14 protein-coding genes and 1 pseudogene are annotated in these 15,294 nt (G+C 73.5%); 7 read left to right on the top strand and 8 right to left on the bottom strand.

The window, feature by feature from the left end:
• The 3 genes from KVT44_RS30120 to KVT44_RS30110 all read right to left on the bottom strand — a co-directional run bounded on the left by KVT44_RS30120 (position 1) and on the right by KVT44_RS30110 (position 4,328).
• The gene (locus KVT44_RS30120; RefSeq protein WP_099921582.1) at positions 1–657 is read right to left on the bottom strand and encodes a response regulator transcription factor; all 657 of its coding nucleotides are present in this window, start codon (positions 655–657) and stop codon (positions 1–3) included.
• Complete coding sequence (locus tag KVT44_RS30115; protein WP_217570010.1) at positions 654–1,979, bottom strand: histidine kinase; 1,326 nt, start codon at positions 1,977–1,979, stop codon at positions 654–656. Before KVT44_RS30115 ends, KVT44_RS30120 begins: the two co-directional genes overlap by 4 nt.
• Before the next feature lie 123 nt (positions 1,980–2,102).
• Positions 2,103–4,328 (bottom strand): MMPL family transporter, encoded by a 2,226-nt coding sequence (locus KVT44_RS30110; protein WP_217570008.1) that lies wholly within the window; start codon positions 4,326–4,328, stop codon positions 2,103–2,105.
• A gap of 264 nt (positions 4,329–4,592) precedes the next feature.
• On the opposite strand from KVT44_RS30110, the gene KVT44_RS30105 reads away from it, so the two are divergent.
• Positions 4,593–5,588, top strand: coding sequence for an NAD(P)-dependent oxidoreductase (locus KVT44_RS30105; RefSeq protein ID WP_217570006.1), 996 nt, complete (start codon positions 4,593–4,595; stop codon positions 5,586–5,588).
• Positions 5,589–5,673: 85 nt separating this feature from the next.
• Here the strand turns inward: KVT44_RS30105 and KVT44_RS30100 are convergent, their stop codons facing one another.
• Positions 5,674–6,804, bottom strand: coding sequence for a sensor histidine kinase KdpD (locus KVT44_RS30100; protein ID WP_217570141.1), 1,131 nt, complete (start codon positions 6,802–6,804; stop codon positions 5,674–5,676).
• A 56-nt stretch (positions 6,805–6,860) separates the two neighbouring features.
• Positions 6,861–7,631 (bottom strand): response regulator transcription factor, encoded by a 771-nt coding sequence (locus KVT44_RS30095; RefSeq protein WP_099921585.1) that lies wholly within the window; start codon positions 7,629–7,631, stop codon positions 6,861–6,863.
• 199 nt (positions 7,632–7,830) lie between these two features.
• Between KVT44_RS30095 and KVT44_RS30090 the strand changes: the two genes are divergently transcribed.
• The 3 genes from KVT44_RS30090 to KVT44_RS30080 are packed head-to-tail and all read left to right on the top strand — an operon-like array spanning position 7,831 to position 10,012.
• A complete protein-coding gene (locus KVT44_RS30090) occupies positions 7,831–8,556 on the top strand; it encodes a glycosyltransferase family 2 protein (protein ID WP_308314156.1) in 726 nt (241 codons plus the stop codon).
• The gene (locus tag KVT44_RS30085; RefSeq protein ID WP_217570004.1) at positions 8,553–9,173 is read left to right on the top strand and encodes a DUF2064 domain-containing protein; all 621 of its coding nucleotides are present in this window, start codon (positions 8,553–8,555) and stop codon (positions 9,171–9,173) included. Before KVT44_RS30090 ends, KVT44_RS30085 begins: the two co-directional genes overlap by 4 nt.
• The gene (locus KVT44_RS30080) at positions 9,170–10,012 is read left to right on the top strand and encodes a bifunctional 2-polyprenyl-6-hydroxyphenol methylase/3-demethylubiquinol 3-O-methyltransferase UbiG (protein WP_190172617.1); all 843 of its coding nucleotides are present in this window, start codon (positions 9,170–9,172) and stop codon (positions 10,010–10,012) included. Before KVT44_RS30085 ends, KVT44_RS30080 begins: the two co-directional genes overlap by 4 nt.
• Here KVT44_RS30080 and KVT44_RS58445 read toward each other — a convergent pair.
• Positions 9,901–10,335 (bottom strand): annotated as a pseudogene (locus tag KVT44_RS58445) (hypothetical protein); the annotation flags it as partial. The gene KVT44_RS30080 and the pseudogene KVT44_RS58445 overlap by 112 nt on opposite strands.
• 44 nt (positions 10,336–10,379) lie before the next feature.
• Positions 10,380–11,624, bottom strand: coding sequence for a molybdopterin-dependent oxidoreductase (locus tag KVT44_RS30075; protein WP_217570002.1), 1,245 nt, complete (start codon positions 11,622–11,624; stop codon positions 10,380–10,382).
• Positions 11,625–11,815: 191 nt separating this feature from the next.
• Here KVT44_RS30075 and KVT44_RS30070 point away from each other — a divergent pair, with 191 nt between their 5' ends.
• From KVT44_RS30070 to KVT44_RS30060, 3 genes are all read left to right on the top strand, one after another.
• The gene (locus tag KVT44_RS30070) at positions 11,816–13,135 is read left to right on the top strand and encodes a hypothetical protein (RefSeq protein WP_217570140.1); all 1,320 of its coding nucleotides are present in this window, start codon (positions 11,816–11,818) and stop codon (positions 13,133–13,135) included.
• 77 nt (positions 13,136–13,212) lie between these two features.
• On the top strand, positions 13,213–13,686 hold the full coding sequence (locus KVT44_RS30065) for a GNAT family N-acetyltransferase (protein WP_217570000.1): 474 nt from the start codon (positions 13,213–13,215) through the stop codon (positions 13,684–13,686).
• 173 nt (positions 13,687–13,859) lie between these two features.
• A complete protein-coding gene (locus tag KVT44_RS30060) occupies positions 13,860–14,342 on the top strand; it encodes a hypothetical protein (RefSeq protein ID WP_217569998.1) in 483 nt (160 codons plus the stop codon).
• A gap of 25 nt (positions 14,343–14,367) precedes the next feature.
• On the opposite strand, the gene KVT44_RS30055 is transcribed toward KVT44_RS30060, so the two are convergent.
• The gene (locus KVT44_RS30055) at positions 14,368–15,180 is read right to left on the bottom strand and encodes a L,D-transpeptidase family protein (protein WP_217569996.1); all 813 of its coding nucleotides are present in this window, start codon (positions 15,178–15,180) and stop codon (positions 14,368–14,370) included.
• Between the last annotated feature and the right edge of the window lie 114 nt (positions 15,181–15,294).

The raw sequence follows: 15,294 nt of genomic DNA, 5'->3' as shown, positions 1-15,294 counted from the left end.
CTACGCCGGCCGTACCAGGCCCACGTCATACGCGAAGATCACTGCCTGGACCCGGTCCCGTACGCCGATCTTGGCGAGGACGCGGCTGACGTGGGACTTGACGGTGGACTCCGCGAGGGAGAGGCGGTCGGCGATCTCGGCGTTGCTCCAGCCGGAGGCGATGGCGGTGAGAACCTCGCGTTCGCGGTCGGTGAGGGCGTCGAGCCGGCGCTCCTGCTCGGGGGCGTGCCCCGGGCGTCGCTCGGTGTAGGCGTCGATGAGTTTGCGGGTCAGGCCGGGGGCGATCACGGCGTCCCCGGCGGCCACCGCACGGATTCCGGCGACGAGTTCGTCGGGCAGCGCGTCCTTGAGGAGAAAGCCGCTGGCCCCGGCGCGCAGCGCGGCGTAGGCGTACTCGTCGAGGTCGAAGGTGGTCAGGACGAGGACGCGGGAGCGGCCGCCGGACTCCACGATGCGGCGGGTGGCCTCGATGCCGTCCATGCCGGGCATCCGGACGTCCATCAGGACGACGTCGGGGCGCAGTTCGGCGGTCGAGCGGACCGCCTCGGAGCCGTGGGTGGCCTCGCCGACCACGGTCAGGTCGGAGTGCTGTTCCAGGAGCATGCTGAAGCCGAGGCGTTGCAGGGCCTGGTCGTCGACGATGAGCACGGTGGTCATGCCGGATGGTTCTCCGTGGGAGCGGTGGTGGGGATCAGGAGGGCATGGACGGTCCAGCCGCCGTGGGGATTCGGGCCCGCGGTGACGGTTCCCTGGTAGAGGGCGGCCCGCTCGCGCATGCCGACCAGACCGCGTGCGTCGTCCCGGGCGTTGTCGGCGCGCGGGGTGCGGGGCGGGCCGGTGTCGTCGACGGTGAGGCGGACGCGGTCGCGGTCCACGGTGACGCCGACGTGCGCGGTGGTGTCGGGCGCGGCGTGCTTGAGGGTGTTGGTCAGCGCCTCCTGGACGATGCGGTACACGGCGAGTTGGATACCGGGGGCGAGGCCCGTCAGGTCGCCCTCGGTGCCCAGGGTGACGGTGGGGCCCGCGGCCCTGACCCGTTCCAGGAGGGCGGCGAGGTCGGCGAGGCCCGGTTGGGGGGCGAGCGGGGTGCCGCCCGGTTCGTCGCTCCCGTCCCCTTCCTCACCGATGACGGCGAGCAGGCGGCGGAGTTCGCCGAGGGCGCCGCGTCCGCTGTCGGCGATGATCCGCAGGGTGTCGGCGCCGCGCTTGGGGGACTTCTCGGCGAGCCCGGCGGCGCCGCCGGCCAGACCGACGATGACGGCGAGGGTGTGGCCGAGGATGTCGTGCATCTCCCGGGCGACGCGGGCGCGTTCGGCGGCGGCGGCGAGCCGGGACCGCTGGTCGCGCTCCACCTCCAGGCGAAAGGCGCGTTCGTGCAGGGCCCCGACGTACGCGTTCACGACCCGGCCGACCAGGCCCGCCGCGGCGACGGCCGCCACCAGGGCCGCCTGCACGATCGCCAGCACCGCGGTCTCCAGGAACGTGCTGCCCGGCTGGCCGGCGGCGCGGGCGACGACCCCTACGGACGTCTGCCCGACGGCGATCGCCATACAGACCACCAACTGGGCGGGCCCGACCGTGCGGCCCACGTTGAGCAGCGCGACGATCCGTGCGGCCTCGGAGCCCGTGCTGACGTCCATGACGAGGCCCACCACGCCGACGGCGGAGGTGAGGGCGAAGACCAGGACGGGCCGCTGCTGCCGCCACAGCAGGGGAACGCAGTATCCGACGATCAGCGCCAGCACCACGGGGACGCCGCGGCCGATGCCGTCCGCCGCGTCCCGCAGGGCCGGGACGCCCAGCGCCGCGCACAGGAGCGGCGCCGTCACCCGCTTGACCCACGGATGGGCCAGGTCGGCCCGTCTCACCCGAGCGAGCCACTGCAGGACCGCGACGTCCGAGCGGTGCTGCGCCCCGCCCAGCAGTTTCTCGGGCGTGACAGGACGGGAAGTCGGCCCGGGCGCGGTCGGTGCGGTCACGTCGTACGCCCTCTCGGTACGGGAAGCCGTCCGCCGGTCCCGGGGGAGGGGACCGGCGGACGGGGCGCGATGGTCACGGCCGGTGCGGCCGTACGTCCTGTCGCGGATCGTACGGCCGACAGGTCAGCCCCTTGCGGTGGGAAGGGGCTCGGGGTCCCGTGCGCCCTCGGTGTCCTCCTCCTTCGCCAGCAGATGGCGCAGCTTCTCGCCCTCGACGTCCACGTCGGGCAGGACGCGGTCCAGCCATCGCGGCAGCGACCAGGCGCGGCGGCCGAGCAGCGTCATGACGGCGGGCACGATCGTCATGCGGACCACGAAGGCGTCGAGGAGCACGGCGACGGCGAGACCGAGACCGATCGACTTGATCAGCGCGGTGTCGCTGAGCAGGAACCCGGCGAACACGGAGATCATGATGATCGCCGCGGCCGTGACCACGCGGGCGCCGTGCCGGAAGCCCGCGACCACCGCCTCGGTGGGCTCGGCGCCATGGACGTACTCCTCCCGCATCCGGGTGACGAGGAAGACCTGGTAGTCCATGGCGAGCCCGAACACCACACCGACCAGGAAGATCGGCAGCAGGCTGACGATCGGCGCGGTCTGGTCGACGCCGAGGGCGCCCGCGAACCAGCCCCACTGGAAGACGGCGACCACGACGCCGAGCGTCGCCAGGACGCTGAGCAGGAACCCGGCGGCGGCCTTGAGCGGGACCAGGACCGAGCGGAACACCAGGAGCAGCAGCACCAGGGCCAGGCCGACGACCACGGCGAGGTAGGGCACGAGGGCGTCGCCGAGCTTGGTCGAGATGTCGATGTTGAGCGCGGTGGTGCCGGTGACCATCAGTTCGGCACCGGTGTCCCCGTGCAGGGCGGTGCCGCGGTCGCGGATGGCGGAGACCAGGTCGACCGTGTCCTTGCTGCTGGGTGAGCTCTTCGGGACGGCGCGGATCAGGGCGACGTCACCGGCCTGGTTGAAGGTGGCGGGGCTGACCGAGGCGACGTCCGGCATCGCGTCGAGCAGGGTGACGGCGTCCTGGGCGGCGCCCTTGGCGTCGTCGCTCGTACGGGCGTCGACGACCACGGTCAGCGGCCCGTTGTAGCCGGGCCCGAAGCCCTTGGTGATGGTGTCGTAGGCGATGCGCTGGGTGGAGTGGGGGGCGGCCGAACTGTCGCTGGGCATGGCCAGTTGCAGCGACAGGGCGGGAATGGCCAGGGCGAACAGGGCGGCCACCGCGACGGCGAGGACCCTGACCGGGTTACGGGTGACGAACCGCGCCCAGCGCACGCCCGCGGGTTCGCCCTCGCCGCGCTCCTCGATCGCCCGCATCCGGCGGGTCTTGAGCCTCCCCTTCATGATCCGGGGACCGGCGAAGCCCAGCAGGGCGGGCAGCAGGGTGAGCGCGATGAGCACGGCGATCGCGACCGCACCCGCGGCGCCGAGACCGATGTCGGTGAGCAGGCCGACCCCGATGATGCTGAGCCCCGCGAGCGCGATGACCACGGTCAGACCGGCGAACACCACCGCGGAGCCGGCCGTGCCGAGCGCCCGTCCGGCGGCCTCCTCCGGTTCGTGCCCCTCCCTGATCTCGCCGCGGTAGCGGGAGACGATGAACAGCGCGTAGTCGATCGCCACCGCGAGGCCGAGCATCAGCGCCAGCGTCGAGGTGGAGGAACTCAGGTCCACGAACGCGCTGGTGAGGGTGATCGCGGACACCGCCACCACGATGCCGAAGACCGCGGTCAGCAGGGGCAGTCCGGCCGCGAGCAGCGAGCCGAAGGTGATGACCAGCGCGACGGCGGCGACCGCGAGGCCGATCAGCTCACCGGCGCTCTGCTCGGACTTCACCTGGACGGCGTTGCCCCCCATGCTCACCGCGAGGCCCGCCTTGTCGCCCCGGTCGGCCACGGACTTCAGGTCCTGGCGGGCCCGGTCGGTGACGTCGGCCTGGGCGACCTTGTACGTGACCTGGGCGTAGGCGACGGAGCCGTCCTTGCTGACGGTGCCGCCGGCGAACGGGTCGGCGACGTCCGCGACCTGGGAGGCCTTCCTGAGGTCGGCGACGAGAGCCTCGACCTCGGCCTTGTCGGCGCCGGACGTCAGCTTCCGCCCGTCCGGGGCCTCGAACACGACACGGGCGGTGGCTCCGGCGGCCGAGGCCTGCGGGAACTCCTTCCCCAGCAGGTCCAGCGCCTTCTGGGACTGGGTTCCGGGAATGGCGAAGGAGTCCGACGTACCGGCCGACACACTGGCGGCACCGATGCCGACGGCCGCCAGGACGGCTATCCACAGCATGAGGACAAGTCGTCGCCGCCGGAACGCGAACCGGCCGAGACGATAGAGGAACGTGGCCACGAATGACTCCCGGAGAGGGGAAAAGAGGCCCTCATGGCCTCCTGACGCCAGGCTAGAAACGCCCGGTCGCCACTCGGCGGCACTCCGGAGGTGAATACGGCCCGGCGGTTAGTACTTCCGTGCCATACGCGTGTCATCCGGCCGGTGTACGAGACGCGGCTGCGGCCCGCGTGGGCCCCGGGCCTCTCGGCGGGTCTTACGGACCCGTGACGTGACGGGCGCGGTACTGCCGTGCGCCGCTGTCGCGGTCCTAGCGTTCGGCGTATGCGAGTACTGGTCACCGGCGGTGCCGGGTTCATCGGGTCCCATGTCGTCGAGGCGCTGACCGCGCACGGGCACGAGGCGGTCGTGTTCGACCTGCGCGACGGTTTGGACGTACGGGACGCCGAGGCGGTCGGCGCGGCGCTGACGGGCGTGGACGCCGTGTGCCATCAGGCGGCGATGGTGGGGCTGGGGAAGGGGTTCGACGACGCGGTCGAGTACGTGTCGCGCAACGACCTGGGCACGGCGGTGCTGCTCACCGCGATGGCCGACGCGGGGGTGCGCCGCCTCGTGCTCGCCGGGTCGATGGTCGTGTACGGCGAGGGCGCGTACGGGTGTGAGTGGCACGGGCCGGTACGCCCCGGGCCCCGGACCGTCGCCGATCTCGACGCGGGGCGGTTCGAGCCCCGCTGCCCGCGGTGCGGCGAGGAACTGACACCCGGCCTGGTGCGCGAGGACGCTCCGGTCGATCCCCGGAACGTGTACGCGACGACCAAGCTGGCCCAGGAGCATCTGGCGGCGGCCTGGGCCCGGTCGACGGACGGTTCGGCGGTGTCACTGCGCTACCACAACGTGTACGGGCCCAGGATGCCGCGCGACACCCCGTACGCGGGCGTCGCCTCGTTCTTCCGGTCCGCGCTGGCCCGGGGCGAGGCGCCGCGGGTCTTCGAGGACGGCGGGCAGCGACGGGACTTCGTGCACGTACGGGATGTGGCCGCGGCCAATGTGGCGGCCCTGGAGGCGGGTTCGCGCTCCGGGGCCCTCACCGTCTACAACACCGGGAGCGGCGAGCCGCACACGGTCGGCGAGATGGCCCGGGCCCTGGCCACCGCCCACGGTGGGCCCGATCCCGTGGTGACCGGGGAGTACCGCCTCGGCGACGTACGCCACATCACGGCCGACTCCGCACGGCTGCGCGCCGAGCTGGGCTGGAAGCCCGGGACCGGCTTCGCGGAGGGGATGCGGGAGTTCGCGACGGCGAGGCTGCGGGGGGAGTAGCGGAGCAGGGAAGCAGCGGCCGGGGCCCGCTCCTCACGCCCTCGCCATGGGCGGCCGCCTCACGCCCTCGCCGTGGGCGGCCCTTTCACGCCCTCGCCATGGGCAGTGTGACCTCGAAGCGGCAGCCGCCGGGGACGTTGTGGACGGCGGCCCGGCCCTGGTGCGCCTCGACGATGCCCCGGACGATGGCCAGGCCCAAGCCCGCTCCGGCGGGGGGCGTACGGGCGTGGGTGCCGCGCCAGCCGGTGTCGAAGACGCGCGGGAGGTCCTCCTCCGGGATGCCGCCGCAGCCGTCGGTGACGGACAGGACGACCCCGGCGTCCGAGCGCTCGGCGGCGACCGCGACCGTGCCGTCGGCCGGGGTCCGGCGGATCGCGTTGACGAGGAGATTGCCCAGCACCCGGCTCATCTCCTTGCCGTCCACCTCGACCGGCACCGGCTCGATACGGTCCCCGACCAGGCGTACGCCGTACTCGCGGGCCAGCGGGTCCGCGCCCGCGAGGGCGTCGCCGACGAGGTCGTAGAGGGAGATGCGGGAGGGCGACAGGGCGAGGGTCCCGGCGTGTATGCGGGAGAGCTCGAAGAGGTCGCCGACCATGTCGTTGAGGCGTTCGACCTCGGTGCGGATCTGCCGGAGGTAGCGGTCCGGGTCGGCGGCCACCCCGTCCTCCAACGCCTCCGACATCGCCCGCAGTCCGGCGAGCGGGGTGCGCAGGTCGTGCGAGATCCAGGCGACGAGTTCACGGCGGGAGCTCTCCAGCGCGCGTTCACGGTCGCGGGACTCGGCGAGCTTCGCGCTGGTCGCCTGCAACTCCCGGCTCAGCGCGGCGAGTTCGGCGGTCGCCGCGCCGTCGGGGGCCGCGAAGTCGCCGCCGTCGCCGAAGGAGCGCGCGGCGAGGGTGAGCGCCCTGCTGCGGGCCACCACCCAACGGCCCAGCAACAGCGCCGTCGCCAGGGACACCACCGCCGCCATGGCCACCACGGTCGTGACCACGCCCAGGTCGTGCGAGGACAGGAACATCGCCCAGGCGACGGCCAGCGTCCCCGCGAGCATCGCGGTGACCGCCACGGCGGCGACGACGGCGAGGGACACGGTCAGCGACCGCCGCCGGATCAGCCACAGCGTCCCCGCGCCGAGCAGCCCGACCGCTGCGGCGCCGAGGAAGGCGTACAGGGCGATGAGCAGCATGTCGTGCGTGGAGTGCACGGTCTGCATGGCTTGCGTGACCTGCATGTCTTGCGTGACTTGCATGGAGTGCATGGCGTGCATGGTCAGACCGCCTCCTCGCGGGGAGTCGGGGCCTCGTGGGGCGTGGGCTCCTCGAAGCGGTAACCGACCCCCCAGACCGTCTGGATCAGCCGCGGTCTGCCCGGATCCTCCTCGACCTTGCCCCGCAGCCGGCGCACGTGGACCGTGACCGTCGACAGGTCGCCGAAGTCCCAGCCCCACACCTCGCGCATCAGGTCCTCGCGGCTGTACGCCCGGCCGGGATTGCGGAGGAAGAACGCGAGCAGGTCGAACTCGCGGATGGTGAGGGCGAGATCCTCGCCGTTCCTGGTGGCGCGGCGGGCGTCGGGGTCGACGGCGAGACCGGCCAGCCGGAGGGGGCGCGTGCCCGCGGCGGGGCGGCTGCGGCGCAGTACCGACTCCACCCTCAGGACCAGTTCGCGGGGGCTGAAGGGCTTGGTGACGTAGTCGTCGGCGCCCACCTCCAGGCCGAGGATCCGGTCGTCCTCGTCACCGCGCGCGGTGAGCATGATGACCGGCACGGGCCCGTGGCCGCGCATCCTGCGGCACACCTCCAGGCCGTCCATCCCCGGCAGCATCAGGTCCAGCACCACCAGGTCGGGCCAGTGCGCGGCGGCCCGGGCGAGCGCGGCGGGTCCGTCCGCGGCACGGTCCACGACATACCCGGCGCGGTCGAGGTAGCCGGAGACCACCTCGGCGACGGTGGGGTCGTCGTCGACGACGAGGACGCGGGCGCTCGGCCCGGACCCGCCCGGGGCAGGTCCGGTACCTGCGGATTCGTACGGCTGCTGCATGAATCCAGCGTCCCACCGGCCGCACCCGCCTGCCGCGATCCCGCCGCGACGTCCGCGTTTCGTAAGGACCTGAAGTCCGATATATCCCTTTCGCGTTCGTAGGGTGAAAGCCGTGACGACCTCTCCCCAACCCGAGCCGGACCAGGCCCCGGACACGGACCCGGCGCCCGTCGACGCGGTCCTCCCCTGTCCGGTCGACGTGATCCTCCCCTGTCTGAACGAGGCCGAGGCCCTCCCCTGGGTCCTCGCCCGCGTCCCCGCCGGGTGGCGCGCGCTGGTCGTGGACAACGGCTCCACGGACGGCTCGGCGGAACTGGCCCGCGGCCTCGGCGCGACCGTCGTGCGCGAGACGCGCCGCGGGTTCGGCGCCGCCTGCCACGCCGGTCTGCGAGCCGCCACCGCCGACATCGTGTGCTTCTGCGACTGCGACGCCTCGCTGGACCCGGCCCGGCTCCTGCCCTTCGTCCGCGAGGTGCGGGACGGTGAGGCCGACCTCGTGCTCGGGCGGCGCCGTCCACAGGGCCCGGGCGCCTGGCCCGCGCACGCCCGGGCCGGCAACCTCGCCCTCGCCCGGATGCTCCGCCGCCGCACCGGACTGCGCCTGCACGACCTCGGCCCCCTGCGTGCCGCCCGCCGCGAACCGCTGCTCGCCCTCGGCCTCACCGACCGCCGCAGCGGCTACCCGCTCCAGATGGTCGTGCGCGCCGCCGACGCCGGCTGGCGCGTCACCGAGCACGACGTGCCGTATCTGCCGCGCACCGGCGCCTCCAAGGTCACCGGCACCTGGCGCGGCACCTGGCAGGCGGTACGGGACATGCGCCGCGTCCTCGCCGAGCCGCCCGCGCCGTCGCGCCACGCCCACGCCGCCCTCACCCCTTCCCTCGCCTCCACGGATTCCCGTTCCCAGGGAGGAACCAGCCAGTGACGACGCTCCTCGTCATCGCCAAGGAACCACGACCCGGACGGGTCAAGACCCGCCTCACCCCGCCGTTCACGCCCCGGGAGGCGGCGCTGCTCGCCGAGGCGTCCCTCGTGGACACCCTGCGCGCGGTGGCGGCGACCCCGGCACGGCGCCGGGTGCTCGTGCTCGACGGAGCGGCCGGCGACTGGCTGCCGGCCGGCTTCGACGTCGTACCGCAGTGCGCGGGCGGCCTCGACGAACGGCTGGCCGCCGCCTTCGCGGGCTGCGCCGGGCCCGCGCTGCTCATCGGCATGGACACCCCGCAGGTGACGCCCGCGCTCCTCACCGTGGACTTCGCCGGCTGCGACGCGTACTTCGGCCCGGCCGAGGACGGCGGCTTCTGGGCCCTCGGGCTCGCCGCCCCCGATCCGGAGCTTCTGCGGGGCGTGCCGATGTCGACGCCCACGACGGGTGCGGTGCAGCGGGAGCGGCTCGTCGCCGCCGGGCTGCGCGTGCGCGACCTGCCCCGCCTCCGGGACGTCGACACGGCCGCCGACGCGGAGGCGGTCGCCGCCCTCGCGCCGACCGGCAGCCGCTTCGCCGCCGAGCTCGGACGTCTGCGGACGGCCACCGGACGATGAGCACCGCGCACGGGACGACGACACCACCGGGGGTGCCCGGCCCGCGCCCCTGGTCCGCCGACCCCTACTCGGACGCCCTGGTCACCGGCCGGGGCCCGCTCTTCCTCCGGCGCACCGACGGCTGGCTGCTGCCCCTGGAGGTGGAGCGCTGGTGCGCACGGGCCGACGCGGTGGACCTGACGGTGCTCGCGCGCTGCGAGGGGACCGTGCTCGACGTGGGCTGCGGGCCGGGGCGGCTCGTCGCCGAACTCGCCGCCCGGGGCCGGCCCGCGCTCGGCATCGACGTCAGCGAGGCGGCCGTCGCGCACACCGCCCGGCTCGGCGGGCAGGCCCTGCGGCGCTCCGTCTTCGAGCCGCTCCCCGGTGAGGGCCGGTGGGACACCGCGCTCCTCCTCGACGGCAATGTCGGCATCGGCGGCGACCCGGCCGCCCTGCTCCACCGGATGGCCCAACTCCTCACCCCCGGCGGACTGTTGATCGTCGAGACGCTCGCGGACGTGGACGTCGACGAACGGGTCAGCGTCCACATCGTCCGGGTCGCCGACCCCCGGAGCACGGCGGGGCCGGCCTTCCCGTGGGCCCGCCTCGGCACCCCTGCGCTGCTCCGGCACGCGGCCCGCGCGGGCTGGCACCGGGAGGGTCAGTGGTCGGCCGGGGGCCGCTCGTTCGTCGCCCTGCGCAACCGCTACGGACGCGAAGGCCCGGACGACCGCGATGACCGGGACGACCGGAACAGCCGCAGTACGAGCAGCGCCGCCGAGCCCCCGAACAGCACCGCAGTGATCAACAGCCAGCGGGCCAGGAAGCCGTCGCCCGAGAGCCCGGTGGCCAACCGGTAGTGCTCCGCCATCTGCCCGCTGATCAGCGGAAACCACATCAGCAGCAGAAGCGCCGAGATCGCGGCCGGGAACCGGACGTAGACCGCCCACTCCCGGCGGCCGACCGCGCCGAGACCCCCCGCCACGGCCCGGTCCGCCCCCGCGTACAACGGAACGAGCACCAGGTCGTGGAGGACCGCCGCGCCCACGAACCACAGCGCCACCCCGAACCAGTCCCCCGCGAGCAGCCGCACCCCCGCGTACCCGGCGAGCGCGAACGAACAGGCCAGCAGCAGGATCTGCAGCGGACTGCCCAGGACGGGCTTCCCGAAGGGCCGTCGCATCACAGGTCGCCACATCGCCGGCCGTCGCATCTCAGGTCGTCGCATCACAGTTCTCCGAACGTCATCCGGGCCACCCACTTGGTGTTGAGCACGCCGGGCGCCGCGGGGACGATGATCCGCGCGGGATAGCCATGGTCGGCGGTCAGGTCCTCGCCGTTGGCGAACAGGGCCAGCAGGGAACGTGGGTCGCGCACCTGGTTGTAGCGCAGGGCCCCGTTCCGGAAGGCCCCGTGCCGCTGCAACGACTCCACCAGCACATCGGGCGCCGCGCCCTCCTCGTATCCCACGAGCGCCGCGAGGTCCCGCAGCCGCACCCCCCGCCACCACTGGTCGGAGGTCGACCACCCCTCCACGCAGGCGATGGGCAACGCGGCGCTGTGGAGCGGGAGTTTCAGCAGCTCGTCCCGGCTCAGCCGGACCGTGCGCCCGCGCCCCTCGACGACCAGCCGCCATGCTTCCCCGGACGTCTCCCGCATGTCGATGCCGACCGCCTCGGCCGTCTTGTTGATCTGGAAGCCGCCGGGTCCGCTGCCCGGTTCGGGGCCGCCGTGCGGCACGAGTACGGCCGTCTCCCGCAGCGGCTCGTCGAAGTTGCGGCCCGCCGTCGTGGCGAACAGCACCAGCGATCCCCCGCCCACGAACCCGAGAGCACCGCGCCGCGAGACGGTGGGCGGGTCGGGATCCGGTGCCACCAACTCGTCCTCTGTTTGGGAGCGTTGATCCTCATCGCGGAGATGACGCAGATTGCGCAGCGCCATGGGCACCCGCAGCACGGCGTGTGCCACGAACGCGGCGAAGAACACCCAGGCCCCGTAGAAGTGCAGCGGGTAGAAGGAGCCCGGGAAGATGTAGTCGAGCTGGACGTTCAGCACACCCGTCGTGAACTCGAACAGGGCGCCCCCGACCAGCAGGAGCAGCGAGATGCGCTCCAGCCCGTGCGCGAGCGACCGCACCGGCGGCAGCGTGAACAGCTTCGGCACGACCGACCACAGCTTCGCCAGCAGTACGGGGATCAGCGTGATCCCGAGCGTGACGTGGACGCCCTGGTTGAGGCGGTACAACCAGGACGGGTTCGTCGGCCAGGAGAAGAGGTAGAAGCCGAGCAGACCCTTGTCCGGGGTCATGTCGTTCACCGGTGACAGGTTCGGGTTGTAGGCGGCGTACGACACGAGACCCGTCACGAACAGCACGGTGATGCCGCCGAGCAGGACGACGCCGAGCACCGAGGTGAACCAGGGGCCGCGCAGTGGGCTGCGCCAGAACGCGGGGGAGGAGGGAGACCGTGGCATGCTCCGACCGTAGGACCGCGACGCCCCCCGAACGGGTCCGCGAACCATGACGAAACTCTGACGTCCACTCCTGTGGCGGCTCCGGCGGCCGGTCCGCGGCCTAGCGTGCGGATGTGAACCGCGATCTTCCCCAGGACCTTCCCCCGGAGTTCGACCGGCGCCACGACCGGCGCCACGATCCGCTCCTCGACCTGGCCGCCGTCCTGGCCGCCGCCCTGCTCGTCACGGCGGCGGCGCTGGTCGGCACGTCGATCGAACGCCGCCACCACTCGCTCTTCGTCCGCTGGCCTCCCCTGTTCGCCCAGTGGGAGCCGCACCTCGGCCCCGGCACCCCGGCCGCGCTCGCCGTGGCCGTCGCGGTCGTCGCCTACGGGCCGCTCCTCGCCACGCGGCTGCCGTGGCGGGCGCTGCTGTGGGCGTCCTGGGGCACCGCCGCCGCCTGGACGTTCTCCCTCGCGCTGGTCGACGGGTGGCAGCGGGGGATCGCCGGGCGGCTGACGGCCACGAACGAGTACCTCACGGTCATCGACCGCTTCCACGACATCCCCGCCACCCTGCGGGACTTCACCCACCACATCGTGAGTCACTCTCCCGCCCCCTGGCCCGCGCACATCGCCGGCCACCCACCGGGGGCCACCGTCACCTTCGTGCTCCTCGACCGGGTCGGACTGGCCGGCGGCGGCTGGGCGGGCGTCTGGTGCATCGTGGCCGGGGCGGCGGCGCCGGCCGCGGTCCTGGTCGCCGTACGGGCGCTGGCCGCGGAGGAGCTCGCCCGCCGCGCCGCCCCCTTCCTGGTCCTCGCCCCGGCCTCCGTGTGGGTGGGCGCCTCCGCGGACGGCTACTTCGCCGCGGTCGCCGCCTGGGCCGTCGCCCTCCTCGCCCTCGCGGTCACCGGACCCCGGCCCTGGGCGACGGGCCTGGCCGCCGGGCTCCTCCTCGGCCTCACCGCGTACCTCTCGTACGGCCTGACGCTGTTCGCCGTGATCGCCGCCGCCGTCCTGCTGCTCGGTTCCCGCCGACTCCGCCCCCTCCCGTACGTCCTCGCCGGACTGGCCGTCGTCCCCCTCCTGTTCACGCTGCTCGGCTTCAACTGGTGGGAGGCGTACCGCCTGTTGGTCACCCGCTACTACGAAGGGGTCGGCGGCGTACGGCCGTACGGCTACTGGGTCTGGGCGAACCTCGCCTGTACGGCGCTGCTCGTGGGCCCGGCGACGGTGGCGGGCCTGCGCCGAACGGTCGCGACGGCCGTACGCGAAGGCCCCCGCGCCCTCCGCCGCCCGCATGCCCTCTCCCCCGAGTCCCGCCTCGCCCTCCTGGCTCTCGCCGCCCTGCTCGCCCTCCTGGCCGCCGACCTCTCCGGCATGAGCAAGGCGGAGACGGAACGGATCTGGCTGCCGTTCGCGATGTGGCTCCTGCCGACCTGCGCGTTCCTGCCCCGCCCCCGCGCCTGGCTCACCGCCCAGGCCACCCTGGCGCTGCTCCTCAACCACCTGCTGCTGACCGGCTGGTGACCGGCCGGGAGCGGGGGCGTCAAGGCCGTGATCAATTCAGCTGCGACCCACGGACCGGGCGTCATAGCCTCCCCCGCATGACCGACCACCCCCTCGTCCCCGACGACTTCGCCGTCCCCACCGAACTGATCACCCCGCACTTCCGTCTGGAACCCCTGGGACCTCGGCACAACGCCTCCGACCACACCGCCTGGTCCGGCAGCGTCGAACACATCCGTGCGACCCCGGGCTTCGAGGACGGGGAATGGCCCCCCACGGACGGAATGACCCTGGAGGCGAACCTCGCCGATCTGCGACGACACGCGGACGACTTCGCTCGCAGACGCGGATTCACGTACACCGTCCTCGACACCGTGAGTGGCGAGGTGATCGGCTGCGTCTACATCTATCCCTCCCGCGCCGACGCCCACGACACCGACGTGAGCTCCTGGGTCCGAGCGGACAGGGCCCACCTGGACGCGCCCCTGCACGAGGCCGTCACGGCCTGGCTGACCGCCGACTGGCCCCTCGACACCTTCACCTACCGGCCTCGCCCCCGCCGACTCCCCTGACAGCCGAACGGCGGCGGGCCGGGGCGGTCGCGGCGCATCGGCGGAAAGGTGCTGTTCAGTGCCGTACCGGGGAGGGCGCGGGGGGCGCGGCGGGGGCGTGGGGCGGGTTGCGGCGGGGGGTCGTGGATCTCACGGTGGGCCCAAAGTAGAAGCAGCCGTCGAAAGGACCACGTATGCGTGCCCTCATATCCGGATCCCGCATATCCCGATCCCACGGAATCCTGCTGCCGCCCCCGGGCGGCGGCGCGCCGGTCCGCGGCCCGGTCGGCAGTGCCGACCACGACGCCGTGTTCCACCCGCTGCTGGACGTGCTGTCCGCCGTCGCCGAACGGGGCGGCCGTCTCGACGCGGCCGAGGCCGCCGGTTTCGTGCGCGCCCTGGAGACGGCGAACGCGTCTCTCGAGCGGCGGCTGAAGGAGCGGGCCTCCGCGACCTCCGCCCCCTCCGCGACCTCCGCCACCGATCCGGTCGCGGATCTCCTCGCCCAGCTCCAGTCGACGGTCGACGGGCTGGTCAAGGCCCTGACGGGGGCGCTGGGCACGGTGACCGGCCTGCTGTCGCCGGTGGTCGGGGTGGTCACGGGGCTCCTCGGCTGCGGACTGTCCGGGCTTCCGGCCCTGCCCGCCGCGGGAAGTCCGGCGCCGCCCTCGCGCTGACAGGCGCCCCGGGGCCGGAGGGACGTCAGCGGGCGAGGGACTTGGCGTCGCCCATGACGATCACCGGGAGCTGGGCGGGATCCAGCGCGCGTATCAGTTCCTTCATGTGTTCCTGGGCCAGGCTCACACAGCCGTGCGTGGGGCCCCCGTGGTCGACGTGCAGCCAGATGCCGCCGCCCTTGCCCGCGCCGAGCGGGCGGGTCCAGTCGAGGGGTGAAGTGCCCGGCACGTGGTTGTAGTTGATCGCGACGACGTAGTCGAAGGAGCCGGCCAGCGACTCCCCCTCGAAGCCCGTGCCGGCGATGGTGAATCCGACCGACCGGTCGTAGGGCAGCTTGGTACCGGGGTCGGGCCGGAGTCCGCCCGCGTCGGTGAGGGTGAACACGCCGATGGGCGAGCGGAGATCACCGGCGTGATGGTCGTCCGTCCAGCCCTTGAGGGCGTTGTGGGCCGGCCAGGTCGCCCCCCGCTCCCAGCCCGCTCCCGTACGCCGGTACAGCACCACCTGTGACACCGGGGAGTCCTTGCCCCGGCCGGTGACCAGGACGACCTGCCGCGCGTTCCCGGGTATCCCGGCCAGCGTCTCGGGGCCGACACCTGGCAGCCGCGCCGGCACGACCGGCGCGGCGGACACCGCGCTGTCCGGTGCGGGCCGCCCGGGTCTGGCCTGCGTCGTACCGGGGGCGCCGGTCGACTCCTGGGCACCGCCGACCGATGCGGCGTGGGTGCTCCCGCATCCGGCGAGCGTGACGGACAGGACGGCCAGGGCCCCGGCGACGATCAACGGCGTACGGAGACGCTGTCGGGGGGAGGCCGGGCGACGGGTGAAGGAAGCCATGATCGTCAGCCTGGGGGTGACTTGTGAGGAACTGGTCAGCTCCGCTCAGCGGACCACTTCAGCTTCGGTGACTGAACCCGGGGTGAGCCTGAAGCGAGCACGGGCGTGCCCGGA

The sequence above is a fragment of the Streptomyces sp. GbtcB7 genome, assembly GCF_019091445.1.
Taxonomy (GTDB): Bacteria; Actinomycetota; Actinomycetes; order Streptomycetales; family Streptomycetaceae; genus Streptomyces; species Streptomyces mirabilis.
The sequence above is the reverse complement of the archived record's forward strand: the minus strand, read 5'-3'. Positions and strand labels throughout refer to the sequence as shown.

Bases quoted from the DNA above. Each gene is read 5' to 3' on its own strand.
- KVT44_RS30095 (WP_099921585.1), bottom strand. From the start codon at position 7,631: ATGCAGCAGCCGTACGAATCCGCAGGTACCGGACCTGCCCCGGGCGGG.
- KVT44_RS30080 (WP_190172617.1), top strand. From the start codon at position 9,170: ATGAGCACCGCGCACGGGACGACGACACCACCGGGGGTGCCCGGCCCG.
- KVT44_RS30105 (WP_217570006.1), top strand. From the start codon at position 4,593: ATGCGAGTACTGGTCACCGGCGGTGCCGGGTTCATCGGGTCCCATGTC.
- KVT44_RS30120 (WP_099921582.1), bottom strand. From the start codon at position 657: ATGACCACCGTGCTCATCGTCGACGACCAGGCCCTGCAACGCCTCGGC.
- KVT44_RS30100 (WP_217570141.1), bottom strand. From the start codon at position 6,804: ATGCAGACCGTGCACTCCACGCACGACATGCTGCTCATCGCCCTGTAC.
- KVT44_RS30065 (WP_217570000.1), top strand. From the start codon at position 13,213: ATGACCGACCACCCCCTCGTCCCCGACGACTTCGCCGTCCCCACCGAA.
- KVT44_RS30060 (WP_217569998.1), top strand. From the start codon at position 13,860: ATGCGTGCCCTCATATCCGGATCCCGCATATCCCGATCCCACGGAATC.
- KVT44_RS30055 (WP_217569996.1), bottom strand. From the start codon at position 15,180: ATGGCTTCCTTCACCCGTCGCCCGGCCTCCCCCCGACAGCGTCTCCGT.
- KVT44_RS30075 (WP_217570002.1), bottom strand. From the start codon at position 11,624: ATGCCACGGTCTCCCTCCTCCCCCGCGTTCTGGCGCAGCCCACTGCGC.